16 protein-coding genes are annotated in these 16,976 nt (G+C 60.8%); 3 read left to right on the forward strand and 13 right to left on the reverse strand.

The annotated features are described in order from the left end of the window. Positions 1–855, forward strand: an 855-nt coding sequence (locus tag AC1DD5_RS19715; protein ID WP_477522489.1) for an aldehyde dehydrogenase family protein, incomplete at its 5' end; no start/stop codon positions are given. 113 nt (positions 856–968) lie between these two features. Here AC1DD5_RS19715 and AC1DD5_RS19720 read toward each other — a convergent pair. The 9 genes from AC1DD5_RS19720 to AC1DD5_RS19760 all read right to left on the reverse strand — a co-directional run bounded on the left by AC1DD5_RS19720 (position 969) and on the right by AC1DD5_RS19760 (position 10,174). Continuing rightward, positions 969–1,508 carry a nuclear transport factor 2 family protein gene (locus AC1DD5_RS19720; RefSeq protein ID WP_442005455.1) on the reverse strand — a complete coding sequence of 180 codons (540 nt, stop codon included), beginning with the start codon at positions 1,506–1,508 and terminating at the stop codon, positions 969–971. 60 nt (positions 1,509–1,568) lie between these two features. Further along, positions 1,569–2,285, reverse strand: coding sequence for an NADPH-dependent F420 reductase (locus AC1DD5_RS19725; RefSeq protein ID WP_477522490.1), 717 nt, complete (start codon positions 2,283–2,285; stop codon positions 1,569–1,571). 2 nt (positions 2,286–2,287) lie between these two features. Beyond that, entirely contained in the window at positions 2,288–2,833 is a 546-nt protein-coding gene (locus AC1DD5_RS19730; protein WP_442005457.1) for an NUDIX domain-containing protein, read from the reverse strand. Between the two features lie 53 nt (positions 2,834–2,886). Continuing rightward, positions 2,887–3,426, reverse strand: a complete 540-nt coding sequence (locus AC1DD5_RS19735) for a flavin reductase family protein (protein ID WP_442005458.1) — start codon at positions 3,424–3,426, stop codon at positions 2,887–2,889. A gap of 69 nt (positions 3,427–3,495) precedes the next feature. After that, positions 3,496–4,245 carry an SDR family NAD(P)-dependent oxidoreductase gene (locus tag AC1DD5_RS19740; RefSeq protein ID WP_442005459.1) on the reverse strand — a complete coding sequence of 250 codons (750 nt, stop codon included), beginning with the start codon at positions 4,243–4,245 and terminating at the stop codon, positions 3,496–3,498. A 204-nt stretch (positions 4,246–4,449) separates the two neighbouring features. After that, a complete protein-coding gene (locus tag AC1DD5_RS19745) occupies positions 4,450–6,150 on the reverse strand; it encodes a flavin-containing monooxygenase (RefSeq protein ID WP_477522491.1) in 1,701 nt (566 codons plus the stop codon). A 194-nt stretch (positions 6,151–6,344) separates the two neighbouring features. Next, positions 6,345–7,457 (reverse strand): FAS1-like dehydratase domain-containing protein, encoded by a 1,113-nt coding sequence (locus tag AC1DD5_RS19750; RefSeq protein WP_477522492.1) that lies wholly within the window; start codon positions 7,455–7,457, stop codon positions 6,345–6,347. Continuing rightward, positions 7,454–9,592: an acetate--CoA ligase family protein gene (locus AC1DD5_RS19755; RefSeq protein ID WP_477522493.1), complete on the reverse strand. Its 2,139-nt coding sequence runs from the start codon at positions 9,590–9,592 to the stop codon at positions 7,454–7,456. Before AC1DD5_RS19755 ends, AC1DD5_RS19750 begins: the two co-directional genes overlap by 4 nt. Next, positions 9,593–10,174, reverse strand: a complete 582-nt coding sequence (locus AC1DD5_RS19760; RefSeq protein WP_477522494.1) for a VOC family protein — start codon at positions 10,172–10,174, stop codon at positions 9,593–9,595. A 118-nt stretch (positions 10,175–10,292) separates the two neighbouring features. Between AC1DD5_RS19760 and AC1DD5_RS19765 the strand changes: the two genes are divergently transcribed. Continuing rightward, positions 10,293–11,114, forward strand: coding sequence for an IclR family transcriptional regulator (locus tag AC1DD5_RS19765; RefSeq protein WP_442015625.1), 822 nt, complete (start codon positions 10,293–10,295; stop codon positions 11,112–11,114). Here the strand turns inward: AC1DD5_RS19765 and AC1DD5_RS19770 are convergent. From AC1DD5_RS19770 to AC1DD5_RS19780, 3 genes are all read right to left on the reverse strand, one after another. After that, a complete protein-coding gene (locus AC1DD5_RS19770; RefSeq protein WP_477522495.1) occupies positions 11,100–12,665 on the reverse strand; it encodes a CocE/NonD family hydrolase in 1,566 nt (521 codons plus the stop codon). The genes AC1DD5_RS19765 and AC1DD5_RS19770 overlap by 15 nt on opposite strands. A gap of 47 nt (positions 12,666–12,712) precedes the next feature. Further along, the gene (locus AC1DD5_RS19775; RefSeq protein ID WP_431115052.1) at positions 12,713–13,969 is read right to left on the reverse strand and encodes a M24 family metallopeptidase; all 1,257 of its coding nucleotides are present in this window, start codon (positions 13,967–13,969) and stop codon (positions 12,713–12,715) included. 153 nt (positions 13,970–14,122) lie between these two features. After that, positions 14,123–14,950: a crotonase/enoyl-CoA hydratase family protein gene (locus tag AC1DD5_RS19780; protein ID WP_477522496.1), complete on the reverse strand. Its 828-nt coding sequence runs from the start codon at positions 14,948–14,950 to the stop codon at positions 14,123–14,125. Between the two features lie 182 nt (positions 14,951–15,132). On the opposite strand from AC1DD5_RS19780, the gene AC1DD5_RS19785 reads away from it, so the two are divergent. Further along, positions 15,133–16,008 carry an isocitrate lyase/PEP mutase family protein gene (locus AC1DD5_RS19785; protein ID WP_477522497.1) on the forward strand — a complete coding sequence of 292 codons (876 nt, stop codon included), beginning with the start codon at positions 15,133–15,135 and terminating at the stop codon, positions 16,006–16,008. A 71-nt stretch (positions 16,009–16,079) separates the two neighbouring features. Here AC1DD5_RS19785 and AC1DD5_RS19790 read toward each other — a convergent pair whose 3' ends face one another. Continuing rightward, positions 16,080–16,895: an enoyl-CoA hydratase/isomerase family protein gene (locus AC1DD5_RS19790; RefSeq protein WP_230116537.1), complete on the reverse strand. Its 816-nt coding sequence runs from the start codon at positions 16,893–16,895 to the stop codon at positions 16,080–16,082. Positions 16,896–16,976 lie beyond the last annotated feature (81 nt).

Below are 16,976 nucleotides of genomic sequence, written 5' to 3' on the forward strand. Positions count from 1 at the left end.
GGAGTCCTGAACGTCGTCGCCTCCTCCAGCGCGTCCGGGATTTCCGGGCCGCTGCTGAAGGATTCACGCCTGCGGAAGATCTCCTTCACCGGCTCCACCCCGGTCGGGAAGCGGCTCATGGCCGACGCCGCACAGAACGTCCTGCGGACCTCCATGGAACTCGGCGGGAACGCCCCGTTCATCGTGTTCGAAGACGCCGACCTCGACAAAGCAATCGAAGGCGCCATGGCCGCGAAGATGCGGAACATGGGCGAAGCCTGCACCGCCGCCAACCGGTTCCTCGTCCACGAATCCGTCGCAAAGGAGTTCACGGCCAAGTTCGCCGCCGCCATGGGCGCGCTGGTGACCGGCCGCGGAACGGAAACCACCACGCAGGTTGGTCCGCTGATCGACGCCGGGGCCCGGGAGGATGTGCACGCTTTGGTGAGTGCCGCCGTCGACGCCGGAGCTGTTGCTGTCACCGGCGGTGCGCCCGTGGACGGACCCGGCTACTTCTACCAGCCCACCGTCCTGTCCAACGTCCCGAACGACGCAGCGATCCTGGGCCAGGAAATCTTCGGACCCGTCGCCCCCGTCACCACCTTTACCAGCGAAGAGGACGCTATCCGCCTGGCCAACGCCTCCGAGTACGGGCTCGCGTCCTACCTCTACAGCAAAGATTTCAACCGCCTCCTCCGTGTCGCTGAGCAGATCGAGTTCGGCATGGTCGGCTTCAACGCCGGCGTCATCTCCAACGCCGCAGCACCCTTCGGCGGGGTCAAGCAATCAGGCCTCGGACGCGAAGGCGGCTCCGAAGGCATCAACGAATACACCACCACCCAATACATCGGCATCGCCGACCCCTACGCCCGCTAAACGCCGGAACACACAGAAGCGCCTGCCGGCCCCTGTAAAGGGAGCCGGCAGGCGCTTTAGTGTTGGGCCAGACAACGTTGGTCCAGGGAAGGCAGTCGCCGCAGATGCAGTGACTACCGCGAGAACTCCGTCGGTGGGCTGTCCACCCAGTCCAGGTAGATCGGGTCCTCCGGGTGCCAAGCTCCCCAGTGTGAGACACGAGGGACATTTACGACGTCCCAATCCGAGTTGATGGGCCGGACGTCGATCCAGTCCCAGATGCAGGTCCGATGAAGGATCTTCCACACGCCATCGCGCTTCTCGCACAGATCGCGGTAGCGGCCTGCCTGGAACATTGTTACTTCGGGCTCTTTGAAGGGGACAACGCAGATGAACATGCTTTCGCGCTTCGCCCGATTGCCGTCGATCTCGGACAAGACATTGGAGATATGGTGGCTGCAACTGTGGATCTTGTCGTGCCAGGTCATGGCTGCATCGGCCCACCCATGGCCGTTTCCGACGTAGCTGCCGTGATCATCGAATGAATCATGCCAGTAGGTGGATTTCATCAGCTCGCGGTCGTGCCGGTCCGCGCCCCTCGCGTACAACATCAGATTGTCGTGGAGGGCTTGCTTGTCATACAACTCAGTTAGTTGAGCATCTGTGAGAGACATATATCCAGACTTTCTACTTCAAACGTCAGGCAGCTTCTTTGACTACCCTCGTTGGGGTTTTTAGAACGTGCGTGCGGCGACCCGCACTGGTTCGGCCCGCTTCAGGGCCTCGCCCAGACGCTCAGCTGACACAGGTGCCGCGGGAGCTTCGAGCATGCTTTCGTCCGGGGTTGCGGTGTCAGCCAGGTAAAGCCTGGTGTAGGCAGCGGCTTCCGGCTCGAAACGCCAGCTCTCAGCCAGCGCGCCAGCGTCCACCGCATCGAAACCCAGTTGCTCGATGACGCCCATTACCTTGGTTTTGGCAGAGATGTCATCGCCCGCCACCGGAAGGGCGGTGCGATCGGAGGCGCCGGCGGGGCGAACCAGCTGCGGAATGTGGTGCGCCAGGATGTTATTGAATGCCTTTGTCAGGCCGGCTCCTTGAAAGTGCCGCAGGACAAGCTCGCTCGTAGTGAGCCGTTCCTCGTCGAGCTCAGCCACCCTTCCATCCCGGAACGGGTAGTAGTTGGTGGTGTCCAGTACAGCTTTCCCTTCCAGGAGGGAGGCAGGAACGGCGGTGTGTGCCGTGAGCGGCACGGACAGCACCACAACGTCTCCGGCCGCTGCGGCCTGTTCGACGGTGCCGGCGGAAGCCAGGGGTCCCAACTCTGAGACGAAGCCGCCTAGGGTCTCCGGGCCGCGGGAGTTGGACAGCACTACACGGATCCCGGCACTTACGGCCAGACGCGCTATGGCAGCACCGATGTTTCCGGTGCCAATAATTCCAAGGGTGGTCATATCTATTCCTCTTTTGAGAGTAGTGGATTGGAGGTGGAGCATCCGGGGACCGGCCCAGATTCAGGGTCCGAAATGATGGCCGGGACGTGACCGGTTGCATCGAGCACATTGTCCAGCCAGGCCACCCGGTTGGCGAACCGCTTGGCCTTGTGCGGAGCGGTCCACCGGTAGGCGTCGTTTTCCCAGTTGATCTTCAGCCGCCAGCGGGACGTCACAGCAGTGAAAGTGTGGATGAGCCACGGATTCCCCAAACCGTCGGCCACCACCACGTCCGGGCCCGGCAGGAGGGCCAGGAGATCTTTGTCTTGGAGGCCGGTTTCTTCAAATAACTCTTCAAGGGTCTGTTGTTCAGGCGTGGCACCGGCTTCCATAAAACCGGTGATGCAATGCCAAAGACCGCAGTCGTGACCAAGATTTCCGCTTCTTCTGAACAGGGCAATTTTGTCCCGCCACTGGACCACGGCCGCTATCACGGTACGGTCCGCCGGGATGTCATGCGCAGCGAGTGACGGAAACCCGACATTGGACACCGCATCAATGGCGCTCATATTTTCCTCCCAGCGCGTATTTAGCTCCCACGTGCAGCAACCGGCCCAGGCCGCTACACGACGTCGATCGACCGGGAGTTAACAAGCTCGCGGAACTTTGCACCGTGCCAGATGAGCGGCTCGTTTTCCCCGACTCCCAGCTTCTTCACCTCAAGCAGCGCCATCCAGTGGTCGCCGGCTTCTGAAACCTCATGGATGGAGCACTCGAGCCACAATGCCGCGTCTTCTATGAACACGGCCCCGTCCTCACCGACGTCGATTGCCACCTGCTCAAACCGTGCAGCGCGGTCCTTGCCGGCGAGCTTGCGGGTCAGATGCCCTTGCCCCTTGCCAAAGATCGAAACCCCGAGCGAGGCAGCGTCCTTGATCTGTTCCCACGTCTCCGACGACTTCTGCACAGCTACCGCAACCAGGCACGGTTCCAGCGACACTCCAACCATGAACGATGAGGCGACGAGCGCATGCTTCTCGTCGCCTGCTTCGATCGCGAGCACTGCAACGCCGGAGGGAAACTGCGCGAACGTGCTTCGCACCACCAAGGGGTCGTTGCCGAACGCGCTGACCTTCGGCCGGGTCATAAATTTTTGGCTCATGATTTCTTCCTCTCGCGCCCGAGGAGTGGTCGCCCTTGAACCACTCCCGGACCGAATACGCCGGGACCCCTACGCAGCGGTCTGGCCGCCGTCAATAGGCAGGGCGATCCCGGTAATGTACGAAGACTGCTCACTGCCGAGGAACAGGACGGCGTTGGCTACTTCTTCTGCGGTTCCGACCCGACGTGCCGGAACCATATTGATGAGGTAGTCGGCGGCCGCAGGGTTTTCCGCGAGGGCTTCTTCCATCATTGGAGTCCTGATGGGGCCCGGGCAGATGGAATTCGCGCGGATATTCTGTGCCGCGTATTCAAGCGCGATGGTGCGGGTCAATCCCAGGAGGCCGGTCTTGGAGGCGCTGTAGCTGCCATACAAGGGCGTTCCCATCAAGGCTGCGGCTGAAGCCACATTGACTATCGATCCCCCGCCGCGCTCCAACATTGCCGGAATGGCAAACTTCATCGTGAGGAAAGCACCCCGGAGATTCACGTTGATCATCTTGTCGAAGTCCGATTCCAGCGCCTCATGGTGCTGCACCATTGGGGCATTGGCTCCTGCGATATTGCACAGGATGTCGAGTCCACCGAATTCGCTGACGGCCAAGCTGACCATGGCCTTGGCGTCTACCGAGTTTGAGATGTCAGCCTGGATCGGCACCGTGCGGTCTCCCAGCTCGACTGCCGTCTTCTCCTGGGCCCCGGAGAAGTCCGCCAGGACAATGTTTGCGCCATGTTGATGAAACAGGCGGGCGGTTGCCAAACCCATGCCTGAACCCGCACCGGTGATTACTGCTGTCTTGCCTTCAAGTATGTTGTCCATGGTTGTTCCTTCATGTCCTGGTAGTTGGCCCACCATCAACGCTATGAGCGGATGGGGCTGCAGCGGCATGGCCATCGGCGCCAACAAGGAAGGAAACTGCGCCAAGATGTGTCCTTGCCGAACACTGCCCGCAAGAACAAAAGCTCCCCGGAAGCCTGAACTGGATGACCAGTCCTGCTTCCGGGGAGCCCGTTGGCTGTCTATCTACTTTGCTGTCAGAACCGCGTCACGGCTCCGGCTTTCATTCCCGGTTTGTCCTGCATTGCCGGACGCGAACGCCTTCGAAAACATGAAGCCGCGGTAGTCATCGGAGACAACTTCCTGGACCTTTTTGACGTATTTGTCGAAGCCCCCGGCATACGGAATGAAATAGCGCGAGCCGTCGTATTTGTTGACGTGGACCATGTAGTTGTCCACGGCCCGGCGCAACAGCGGCTCCGCAATCTCATTGCAGTGCTCGCCCCACTCCCGCTCTGCCTCAAGGCTGGCCTCAATGCGGACGGCGCCCTTCTTTTCGGCGTGCGCCATGATGTCCGCTACAAAATCAACGTGTTGGTTGTTCCCCACGAAGAAGTTTGCAAGCACACTGGGGCTCTGCGGGCCGGTAAGCATGAACAGGTTGGGGAATCCATGCGTCATGACCCCCAAATGGGTCTGCGGCTTATGGTTCCACCGGTCGCTGGGCTGTTGGCCGTGCTCATTGCGGACGTTGGCCTGGTCCAGGGCTCCCGTAAAGGCCTCGAAGCCGAGGGCAAAAACGATGAGATCAACCTCGTACTCATTGTTCCGGGTCTTGATCCCGGTCTTGGTGATGCGCTCCACCGGATCACTTCTCAAGTCAACCAGACTGACGTTGCTTTGATTGAAGATCGAGTAGTACCCGGTGTCGATGCAGAGGCGCCGTATGCCGATTGGGTAGGAGGTTGGCATCAGCTTCTCCGCGGTCTCCGGATCATCGATCATGTCGCGGATCTTTCCGCGGACGAATTCAGCTACAACGTTATTAACGTCGATGTTCGTCCCCTGGTCCGAGAAAGTTCCGAGCAAAGTCTGGCCCCCGAACGCCCATCTCGACTCGAGAATCTGCTGTTGCTGTTCCTCGGAAAAGTCTGAAGCCTTGCCCGCAAAGCCCTGCATGACGTACCCAACTGGAGAATTGTATGACTCATCACGCAGTTGCAGGACTTTCTTGTTGAGCCGTGCCTTCTTCCTCCTGTCCGCTGGCCCGTTGTGTGCAGGGATCGAGTAGTTCGGGGTCCTCTGCAGGACATAGAGTTGCCCGGCGGTCTTGGCGATCTCAGTCGCAGCCTGCACGCCTGAAGAGCCCGTTCCTATGACTGCCACGCGCTTGCCGGCAAACTCGACGGGGGTTTGTGGCCAGTGGCCGGTTTGATGCCACTCACCTTGGAAATCATCCAGGCCGGGGAAGTCCGGCTTGCGCGGCTTTGACAGCTGTCCGGTCGCCATGACCAGGTAGCGGGCCCAAACTGTCCGGCCCGTATTGGTCTTGATCAAGTATTTGTTCTCATGCGGCTGCCACTCAGCCGACGTCACCCAGGTGCTTAGCGAAAGGTTTCGGCGCACATCGAGGCGGTCCGCAACATAGTTCAGGTAGCGCAGGATTTCGGGTTGCGCTGCGTATCGTTCGCTCCAGTCCCATCCCGCGTAAAGTTCGGGATCAAACATGAAGGAGTAGCTGTGGCTCTCCAAGTCCACGCGGGCACCCGGGTAGGCATTGTGATACCAGACGCCCCCGACGCCGTCTGCTCCCTCAAAGCCGTGGACGTCATGTCCCAGATCTGCAAAACGGTGGAGGGCGTAGATGCCCCCCATGCCGGCGCCGATCACGACGACGGAATATTCCTCAGTCCCGTCTGCCTGATTTCGTACGTTTGAAAAGCCCACCGGATCTCCTTTGATGTCAGTGCGTCGGCTTCTTTGCCGATCCTCGTTCACAAATAACGGTTCACAAATAACGCTAAGAGCCGCTGGGGCAGGACCGGCATGGCAATGGACGCCAATATGGCGGGAAAATGCGTCAGCCAGTCATCCACCCGGTTAGCGTCAACTCGTGCGGGTCTCGGCCAAGGCGACGATCGCTACGGCGCTCGTGGTCTTACACCTAACTGGTTAATGGCCTTCAGTGTGAGTTCAGCGCATGCTCCATGGTTCTCATCCCGGAACACGCGCGTGACCTCGCCTCCGATCCACTGGGTATCACCAAAGACACCCGGCTGCTTAATGCGGACCGAAAGCGACACAAGATCCGCGTCGTCGCCCATCCAGTTGGTCACGCAGTGCGACATCCACGACACGCGCTGGTTGCCGTTGTCGTACGCCCCCGGCATACCGATCGCATGCGCCATGGCAGCGTCCTGGTGTCCCAAGCTCGGGAAGGGCTCGGAGAGGAAGTGCTCGGGACCGAGGTTCGTCGGCGCGTTTGGGTCGCCGTTCCTCACTCGCTCCTGCTGGCGCACTCGGGTCTCGACGCCGCGGTAGCCGGCGGTACCGATTGCGCCCGCGTAGTACGCAGTCATGGTGATGAGGTCGAGCGGACCCTTGACCACCTGCGGCACGACATCGCCGACGGATACCGTCTCAGCAAAACGCGTGCGCTGACCGCGGATCTCCTCAGCAAGGATCGCGGCTCGGATCTGGTCCTTCTCCTCGTCCGTGTAGACATGCGGGTCTCGCGGTTCGTGCATCCGCTGGGCCTCGGAACTTCGAGCCACGCAGACGATCGTGTTACGGACGATCCCGACCAGCTCTTCGCCGACGAAGTAATCGGTGCGCCCCACCTGCTCCACGAGACGGCCCGACCGGCGGCCAACCCGTTCGCGTACGTCCTCGACGAAGGCGCGGGCACGCACCCGCTCCCCCAGCCGGATCGGCCGGCGTAAGTCGAGGTCGGCACCAAGATGAATGGCCTGGAGGCCCTCTGACATGCCCATTGCGACTTCGGCGTCACACACGGAGTAGAGGAAGGTGGGGGGTGCAATCCGGGTACCGTACCGCGTTGTCTGCGCGTACGAATCGGATAGCCACAGCGGGTTCTCGTCGCCGATCCCCCATGCGTAGTGGCGGATCGAGTCGGTGCTGGCCTCCTCGTTCCATTGCACGATAACGGCTGACTCGCCGACAAAGCTCTTCATGTAAGCGACGTCTTCATCGGTGATCTGCTTTGCCGGTACGGCAGTAGCTGCGCTGGTCATGTTGTTGGTCCTAACGAGGTGGTGTGGACTGAGACGACAGCATCGACGACCGTGACGGTTGCTGTCGCCGGGTCCGCAAGGATGGGATTGAATTCGAACTCGTGGATGTTCCCGTGCCGTTCGGCCCAGGCAACTATGTCGATCACACTGCTCGTAAGGGCCTCGAGGGTCTTCCCGCCGGCCTCACCGCGAAGGCTGGTGGCCACAACGCGCGCGTCAGAGATGGCTTGCCGGACCTCCGACCGGGACACCGGGAGCGGAAGGATACTTATATCGTCGATTGCCTCAGTCATCCCGCCGCCGGCGCCGATGACGAGGACCGGACCAAATTCGGGATCGCGTCGAAGCCCCAGGAGGACTTCGGTCTTCCCTGGTGCCATCGCCTGGACAGAGATCGTCGCGGCCTCCCCCTGGAGGGATGCGAGCTGGGTGGCTGCCGCACGCGCGCTGTCGGCGTCGTTGACGCCGATGAAAACGCCGCCGGCGTCTGCCTTGTGCAGGATCTCGGCGTCGTCAATTTTGATCGCCACTGGGAAGCCGATCTCCTCGGCAGCCTGGACAACGCCGTCGACATCACGGACGGCGCGGCTGGCGGGCACAGGGACACCGGATTCCGCCAAGGATTCAGCCACCTCACGCCACGTCAGGTTGGACGTCAGGTTGGACGTCCCGTCAGTCGTCGTCGTCTTGAGGGCCCTCCCCACGAGATCTCCGCGGTTGGCACGGGTTCTTTGGACGTGGGCCCATGAAGATGCGGCCGCAATGGCATCCAGCGCACGCCCCGCTGTAGGCAGGGAAAGCACTCCTGCTTTGCGCAGGATCCCGGCCTGGGCGGCCGTGACCCGGTCGTCCTCGGACAACGGGACCACCATGACGCGCACTCCCGCCGGGATGCTCATCCCGGCGATACCGGCCGCCAGCTCATCGAAATCGTGCGCGAGCCGGGTCGCCGTCACGATAACCCAACCGTCCGACGTCGTGGCGAAGACCCGTTCAAGGATGCGCAGGTAGTCGGCAGTGGATGACTGGACTCCGACGTCGATGGGGTTGCCGAGGTGATTGCTGCCAACCGCATCGCCGATTGATTGGAGCGCATCTGGTTCAAGATCCCGGAAAGTCAGGCCGCGGTCATCGGCCAGGTCGTTCCAGAGCCCAACCTGGGCGCCGGAAGTCGTGACGACCGTCAGTTCCTGGTCACCGCCGGAGAGCCGTCCATGGAAGACGTCGAAAGTCTCGGTCAAATCAAGGAGTTGCTCAGGCGACGTGCACACCATTCCGAAACGGTGGCGCAGGACGCTCAAAGCGACACGGCCGCTGCCCGCCAGCTTGCCGGTATGCGACTGTGCGCTCATCGCGCCGCGGGTGGACCGTCCCAGTTTCAGGACGATGACCGGGATACCGCGGTCCCCCGCAGCGGTTGCAGCGGCTTCGAGGTCGTCGTTTGCGCTGAAGCTCTCGACGATGCAGGCGAGGACATGCGTGTCCGGATCAGCGCCCAACCACTGCGCCCAGTCGGTAAAGCCCGTAGAAATCTCGTTCCCTGAGCTGGCCCATGCAGTCAAGCCACTCGCGCCGCGTGCGGAAAGGGACTGCATGAGCGCGTTTCCCAGTCCGCCGCTTTGGCTGAACATCGCCACGTGACCTGCCGGAATCGCACTACGCTGCAGGACCGAGGAGAACGTTGCGGTCAGTGACCGGCCCACGTGCATAAAGCCGATGCAGTTGGGCCCGATAAGTCGGGTGGTGCCCTTGGCCAATTCTGCACGGAGCAACTCGTCGCGGTCGTGCCTGCCGGTCTCACCGAAACCGGCAGCGAAGGCCACCGCGAAAGGGACGCCGAGCGCCACGCACTCGCGAAGATCCTCGATGACCCTGTCGGCCGGACCCACGAGGACAGCAACGTCGGGCACCTCGGGGAGGTCGGAGAGGCTCTCCACGGTGGGTACACCGAGCACTTCCTTGTGCACGCTGCTGACTGCGTAGTACCGCCCCTCGAAGCCGAGCCGGGCGAGGTAATCCAAGGTCCGTCCCGAGGTCTTCCATGCGTCCCGGGAGGGGCCAACCACCGCCACACTCTCTGCCTTTAGAGGGTTATCGATGCGCACCGGGCTCAAAACGGCCTTGCTATCCAACATTTACATTCCTCCAGTACGTCGGATGGTCCCCGGCCTGCGGCGGGCGGGGACTTCTATTGCCTCGACCACGACGCCGAGATCACGTTCGGTATCGAAGTAGGCAAATCCGCCGTCGCCGCCCTGGCCATAGCCACGCGCGGTTTGTGTAACCCGATATCCGGACCCTTCCATGAGCGTGATCGCGTCATCCAAGCTGTCCACGAAGACGCCCAAGTGGTGCAGGCCGGTGCGCCCCTGTTCGGTGAACTCGTGATAAATACTTGGACCGGCCAATGGCTGGATGAGCTCGATCTGGGGATTGGACCCGCCCATGGCGAGCTTCATGGCAAAAGCGCCTTCCTCGGCGCCAAAGCGTGACCAGGGCATGAACTCCTGGTCATAGCTGTAACAAGTCCACTCGTCGATGCCGAAGGCTCGGCCGTACAAGTCGATGGCCTCGTCCAGGTCCGGCACAAGGATCCCTATCTGCCCCACTTTTCCTATCGGGACAGGAGCTGCGAACTGAACAGATTCCGCTCCCGCAGCGGGCCTGGCAGCGTCGCCATCCCGCTCAAACTCTCTTGATGTGATAGTTGCGTTCATAATGTAATAACTACGCTAGCTTTCTAGTTGCTGTCAACGGATAAAATGCTGTCCCCGGGTACCGACTCTTTCTCATGGCGCTGTAGCTCTCCTTTCGCCATGTGCGTATGATTTCCGCATGGCAAGTACAACTAAGGCAGTCGACAAACCGTCCCCCGACAGCGAAGCCCCGAAGGACCTGGTGCAGTCGGTTGCCCGGGCCCTGAACATCGTTGATGTCGTTGCGGCGTCGAAGGAGCCCATGCGGGCCCAGTCCATCGCGAGCGCAGTAAACCTGCACATTGCGACGACCTCCCATTTACTGGCGACGCTTGTACATGCCGGTTATCTGGAACGTAACGAGCGCACCTACAAACTCGCCGCCGGGAAAATCCTGGATCTTAGTTCGCGCGTGGAAGACGACTGGCGTCCGTCGCCCCTGGCGCTGCGTCTCTTGAAGATGGTGGTTGATGCTACCGGCGAAAGCGCCTACCTTTCCGGGTGGCAAGGCGGCACTGTCACTGTGGTCGCCGTTGAGGAGGGCAGCCACGCGGTTCGGGTAGCGGATCTTAGGGTTGGCGTTTCCGGCGACATTCATGCTCGCGCCTCAGGCAAGGCCCTCCTCGCCTTCGGTCCCGAATCACAACTGGAACGGATCCGGTCCGTAGACGGTGAACTCACGCGGCGAACCGAGCATACGATCACTACCCTTCCTGAATTCTTGGCCGATCTTGAGGTGACCAGATCGCGTGGTTACGCACTGGACCACCAGGAATACGTTCTTGGCGTCTGCGGCATGGCAGTTCCTCTCTTCGAAGGGTCCGAACGCCCCCGCACTGCTCTGACGGTTACGGTCCCGCTTCATCGATTTACCAACGAGGAGCACTTCCAGGTGTGCCTCGATGCCCTGATGGAAGCCCGCCGCCTGGACGATGAAGAAGGAGAGTCAACCCAGCCGTAGTACGTCAAGTTCCAGTACCGGACCCCCTTCCCCATGACAAACTTCCAGGGACGTCCGGGGGCCGTCCTCCAACCGGGGAAAATCTGAGCTGGCAAGGTAAGCGCACAAGCGGGTTCCTTTCGAAAGCCGGATCGCAGTGGATCCAAGATCCACGGTGATTGACTTCCCGCCGGTACCCTCCGCAGTGCTGAATGAGGACCCCTCGCAGAGCAGCTCAGAGGAGCCGTTGTCATCAAGTGTCGCCAGCTTGATGACCACAGGCGTGGGACCCGTGGCCGCCACCTTGAGGCTGCACGTGACCGACCCGAGGATCTCGACGTCTTCGAACAGTGGATCTGAAACGAAGGTCTGCACGTCGTGGCGCGCACTCAATGCGTCCACCATTCGCGGACCTGAATTCGCGCCCACCTTGTAGCCCGGGAAGAATGTTCGCCCGCCGATTGTCGGTACGGGTGGCTCCAGTGACAGCACGCCGTAGGTATCCGCACTCGTTTCAGCACGGTCCGGCGTGCTGGAGCGTAATTGAAGCTGCATTCGGCGGGCGTCATCCGGTGGCCAGCTTGAGAAGCATCGCCATTCATCGGCTCCCATGGAGAAAACACTCACAGGGTGGTCAGCGTGGTTGCGGCCGTCGCGTATTTCCTCCAGCCAACCGAGTTGAAGGGAGGTCGGGTCCAGGCTGTCAAACGATGATGCAGGACCAAAGAAGCGCGCCGGGAACCATCCGCCCATGAGACCGTGCGCCCAGGGCCCTATCAAGAGGCGATCATGGAGACTCCGCGCACCCATGGCCTCTCGTCGGACAAAACTGGCAACCGTTCCTGGAAGGAAAATGTCGAACCAGCCTCCGATGACAAACGCCGGCACCTCAACGTGGCCAGCCAGCTCCGGATCCACCAGCGAACGGCTACGATCCCGCCAGTCGCGCAGGTACGGCGCGAATTCCCCCGCCTCCTCGATGAGTTGGTGAAAAGTACGGATTTTCCCCTCTGCGACGTTCCGCTCCAGGCCTGCGATCCGCGGACGGCTATTTTCATCCATACCGGCGCTTGCGAGGAGAATCGACACCCAGTGTGCAAGGAATCCCAACACGACGTTGTCGTCCTCGTAAAGCCAACCGGAATGGACGTCGTCGGCGGTCACAGCGGGAACAATGCCAATGAGGCCTTCAGGATTCTTCGCCGCCGCCAACCACTGGCTGATACCTACGTATGACCCGCCCACCATGCCCACTTTGCCGTCGGACCACGGTTGCCCGCGCACCCACTGGATAGTGTCCACACCATCATCGGCTTCATTCACAAAAGGAACGAAGTCGCCCTCGCTTCGAAACCGGCCCCGTACGTCCTGAACCACCACCGCCCAGCCGCTTTCCACGGCGCGCAGGACGTTAATCCACGTGTTGGCGTGCGCGGGGTCATCCTTGCAGTAGGGCGTTCGTATCAGAACTGTGGAGCGCGGTTCCCCATCACTTGGCCGATACACATCTCCGGAGAGGGTAACGCCGTCGCGCATTGCGACAGGGACGTGCTTCTCAACTATCAGGGTCATGGCAACCTTCGGTGTTTCGCTTTCGCAATCGGTCTGGCCGGGGATAATCACCCGGCAGTTTGGACCATGTCCAGGCGCGGGTAGTGGTCAAGCAGTTCCGCGCCATTTGCCGTCACGACAACGAGATTCTCAAGACGTACGCCTCCGACGCGGTGCTGCCCTTCGATACCTTCGATGGCAATGACCATGCCTTCCTGGATCTCCTCAGGATGGTCAAGGGACCACGAGCGCGTAATGGTGGGCGGGTTGTAGTGGATTGCCCGGGACCCTGCGTTGACCAGGCCGATCCCGTGACCCAGTTCGATGCTGAAACATTCCGCCTCGGACGGAAAGCCAAGATCTTCCGCCGGTGCGAGTACGGAGGCCACGTCAGCTGTGCTCGCGCCGGGTTTCATGAGCGACATCGCCAGATCCAAACGGTCCGTCAGCTTTGCATAGGACGAGCGCTCGGCTGACGTCGGGGCGCGGCCCACGACGTATTGGCGGTAGAGACACGCGGTGTACCCCATGTAGGAAGTTCCGCAGGTGAGGAGGTAGGCGAGATCGCCATGCTCAACGATGCGGTCTCCACCGCTGATCCCGCGGGGGAACGACAGTGGTCCGGAGAGCAGACGGGCGGCTCCCACTTCCGCACCGGCATCTTCAATGGCGCGACGAGCCATCAACGCGATCTGGGCCTGCTTGGTTCCGGGCCGCAATGCGGCCCGCGTCGCCTCAAACCCTGCAGTGCTCAAGCTCGCCGCCATCGAGATGCAGGAGATTTCATCAGCGGTCTTGATCGTTGAGCATTCGAGCAAGAGAGGGAGCCCGGGAATTGTTTGGATGCCCGCATCGGCCAGGGCATTCATACCGGGCTCATCAATCTCGCTGACGGCCAGCTGCTCGCCCTCGAGAGATCGTGATGCAAGTTCGTCGCGGATCTGGGCTGCGAAAACGGCCGACAGTTCGGCAATTGCAGAACTGGGCGCCACACCGCCGAGCCAAGAGATGGCTGGGCGCCACTGTGTAATCCATGGAGCCTGGTCGGGCATTTGCTGGAGGGATCCCGCTGGCGCGAACACGATTGGTTCCTCATCTGCGAAGAACAATGCATAGCCCACTTGGAGCGAGAATTCTCCCCACCAAAAACCTGTCAGATAACGCACGTTGTCCGCGCCCGTGAGCAGGAGCGCAGGTATGCCCTTGGAGCGCATCAGGGCCCGCATACGGTCAGCGCGTTCTCGACGCATCCGCTCGAGATCAACGCCTACGTGCAGTTCTGTACGTGCCGGTCCGAAGTGCAATTTCTGGTGATTTTCGGGCATCGTTGCCTTGGCCTTTCGTGTTTATGGATGTTAGTGCTGCGGCATTTCAACCGATCTTTGCTCTGAAACAACGCTAAGAGGGGGCGGCCCCTGAGCGACACGGCATAGGACGCCAATGACGTAGGAAGCCACGCCAGACTTCCATTTGTTTGCTCAGCGGCTATCGCTGCCCTGCGCAGCGACTGCCCACGCGGGGTCGCGCCGTTCCACAAAGGCCAGGGCACCCTCACGCGCTTCCGGTCCGCTTCGCAACGGAGCAACGATTTCTTCCTGGGCAGCGAAGCGCGCCTCCGCTGCGGCATACCGCGATTCCGAGATGATGCGCTTGGCAGTCTTCATTGCAACGGGTCCGTTGAGCTGAATTTTCCCGGCGAGTTCCAGTGCCGTGTCGAGTGCTTTGCCCGGCTCCGTCAGCCTGTTGATGAGGCCGAGCTCGGCGAGGCGGGCCGCAGTGATCGGCTCTCCCAGCAGCGCCAGCTCCATCGCGATGTGATACGGCATACGGTCCGGTAGGCGGAGTAGCCCGCCGCCTGCGGCGATCAGTCCCCGCTTTACCTCAGGAAGGGCAAACGAGGCCGTTGAGCTGGCCACGATCAAATCGCATGCGAGGGCAAGCTCAAATCCCCCTGCGTAGGCGTAGCCTTCGACGGCGGCAATGACGGGTTTCACGGGCGGCCGACGGGTGATGCCGGCGAAACCACGTCCTTCAAGGACCGGGACGTCTCCCGCTGCAACCGATACGAGGTCAGCGCCTGCCGAGAAGTATCCGCCAGCGCCGGTGAGGATGGCGACACTTGCAGAATCATCGGCGTCGAACGCATCGAACGCAGCTGCAAGCGCCAGTGCTGTGGGGCGGTCAATGGCATTTCGCTTGTGCGGACGGGTGATCGTCATGATGCGAACTCCCCCGGAGTTGCTGACGTGAACGCTTGGCTCACTCTGTTTGTTGCTTGCTCCCGCTTGAGGCTGGGTTTGTTGCATCGTTCATCCTTTGGGTCGTCATGATGGGAAGAGAGCTGCGGATTGCTGATCTCGTTATTGAACTCGATATTTCAAATGGTGAATGTTACTACCGTGATACGATAGTAACATTGCTACTTTCCACGAGGATTTGTTCTTTCTCGTGCTAGCCACAATTTCGGATGGAATGAAGGGAAATAACCATGAAACCCGCGCAAAGACTCCGGGAACTGCTCGCGGATTCCAAAATGATCATCGCGCCGGGAGCCTACGATGCACTCTCAGCGAAGTTGATTGAGCAAGCCGGCTTCGACGTCGTGCTTATCGCCGGGGGCACTTACTCCAACTTCCACTACGGGGTGCCGGATAACGGTTTTATCTCCCAGGGAGAACTCATCGAGGCCGGCAGGCGCATCACCGCAGTCACAGACCTGCCACTCATTCTCGACTTTGATGATGCAGGAGGATCACCCCTTCAAGCGTTCCGTGGCGTCCAACTTGCCGAGCAAGCCGGCGTCGCAGCCCTGCTGGTCGAAGACATGGTGCCTGCAACGAAGCACTTTTGGACACCCAGAGACGGCGGGGAGCGCTGGAAGCCGCAACTCAAACTTCGAACCGTCGAGGAGATGAGTGACATCATCCGTGCCTGCGTGGAAGCCCGGACGTCCCCGGATATGGTGATCGTGGCCAGATCGGACGCCAGCCGCTTTGGCTTCGACAACCTCGCCGAACGCATGGCTGCCTATTCTGCTGCCGGCGCTGACATGCTCTATCCGTGCGGCTACCCCCTCCTCGACCTGCCCAAGCTCTCAGAAGTCGTTCCTGGCAAGTACGTCATGGTGACCGTAAAGAATCCCACCCTGGAAGAGCGCCAGGAACTCGAAGACGCGGGTGTAAAGATGCTGCTGGTCATCAACACCGTGAACGGTGCCGTGGCGGGCTTTCGCGAGAATCTGTCCCTCCTCGCGCGTGGTGAGTTGCTCGAGGGCGAAGCAGAAGGCGGCGCTTACATACCCATCATGGAAGCAATCGATGCGGCAGACTGGGCCCGCAAGGCCCGCCACTTCGGTTATTCCTGACAGTTTGTTGCAACTGATTCACGAGCAGAAAGCGCCGACGACATCTCAAGTCGTCGGCGCTTTCATTTGCGTCAGGCCGGAGTTTTTACACCCGCGGCCAGCTCCGGTCCCGTGAGCGGAGTCGGATTCCAGCCTTCGCCCATGGCAACAAGACCTTCGGTCATCATTCCGTGGCTGACCGCGTCATTCATGGTCTTTTTGAGCTCGTTCACCATCAGCATCCGCGTGGAGCGCAGCGTCAGCGTAGGCTTCGCGGCAAGCATCCGGGCAAGTTCATATGCCCTGGTGACTACCTGATCCTTGGGCACCACTTCGTTCACGGCACCCCATTCGTATGCCTGCTGCGCAGTGATCTCCTGGCCGGTGAGGTGGAAGTACCGGCCCCGGTTCAGGCCGATGACCAGCGGCCAGATGATCTGCATGCCGTCGCCGGGAATGTTTCCCTGGGAGAAATGTGCATGATCGGCGAACACGGCATCCTCGGAAGCGATGACAATGTCGCACAACAGCGCCTGCTCATTGTGATACCTCGCCGGACCGTTTACTGCGGCAATCATCGGAACCTCGATGTCGAGGTGGCCGAGCACAAGGCGCTTGGCGTCGTGATGAAGGCCGAGCCAGATCTCAGGGGTTACCCAGTTCTTGTTATCAATCGGGGCTTCCTTGTCGATGAAGGTGTCGCCCGCTCCGGTGATGATGACAACGCGGTTCCCCCGGTCCCTGCTGATGTCATCCCAGAGCGATGAAACATTGTCATGGACTCCCACACCCCAGACGACGTCGCTTCCATCCGTATGGAACGTGACCAGCAGAATGCCATCCTCGTCACGCTCCAATTTGATGTGCTGGTACTTGTCCTTGTAATCATCAAACGTTATCCACGCCATCGTGAATCTCCTTATTTCTGTGATTGAGCCATGAGTCGCGCTCCATAAGGCCGTCCGGCCAGCGCGTCTAAACTCTCGTAA

It is taken from the genome of Paenarthrobacter sp. 10L420, from assembly GCF_056395385.1.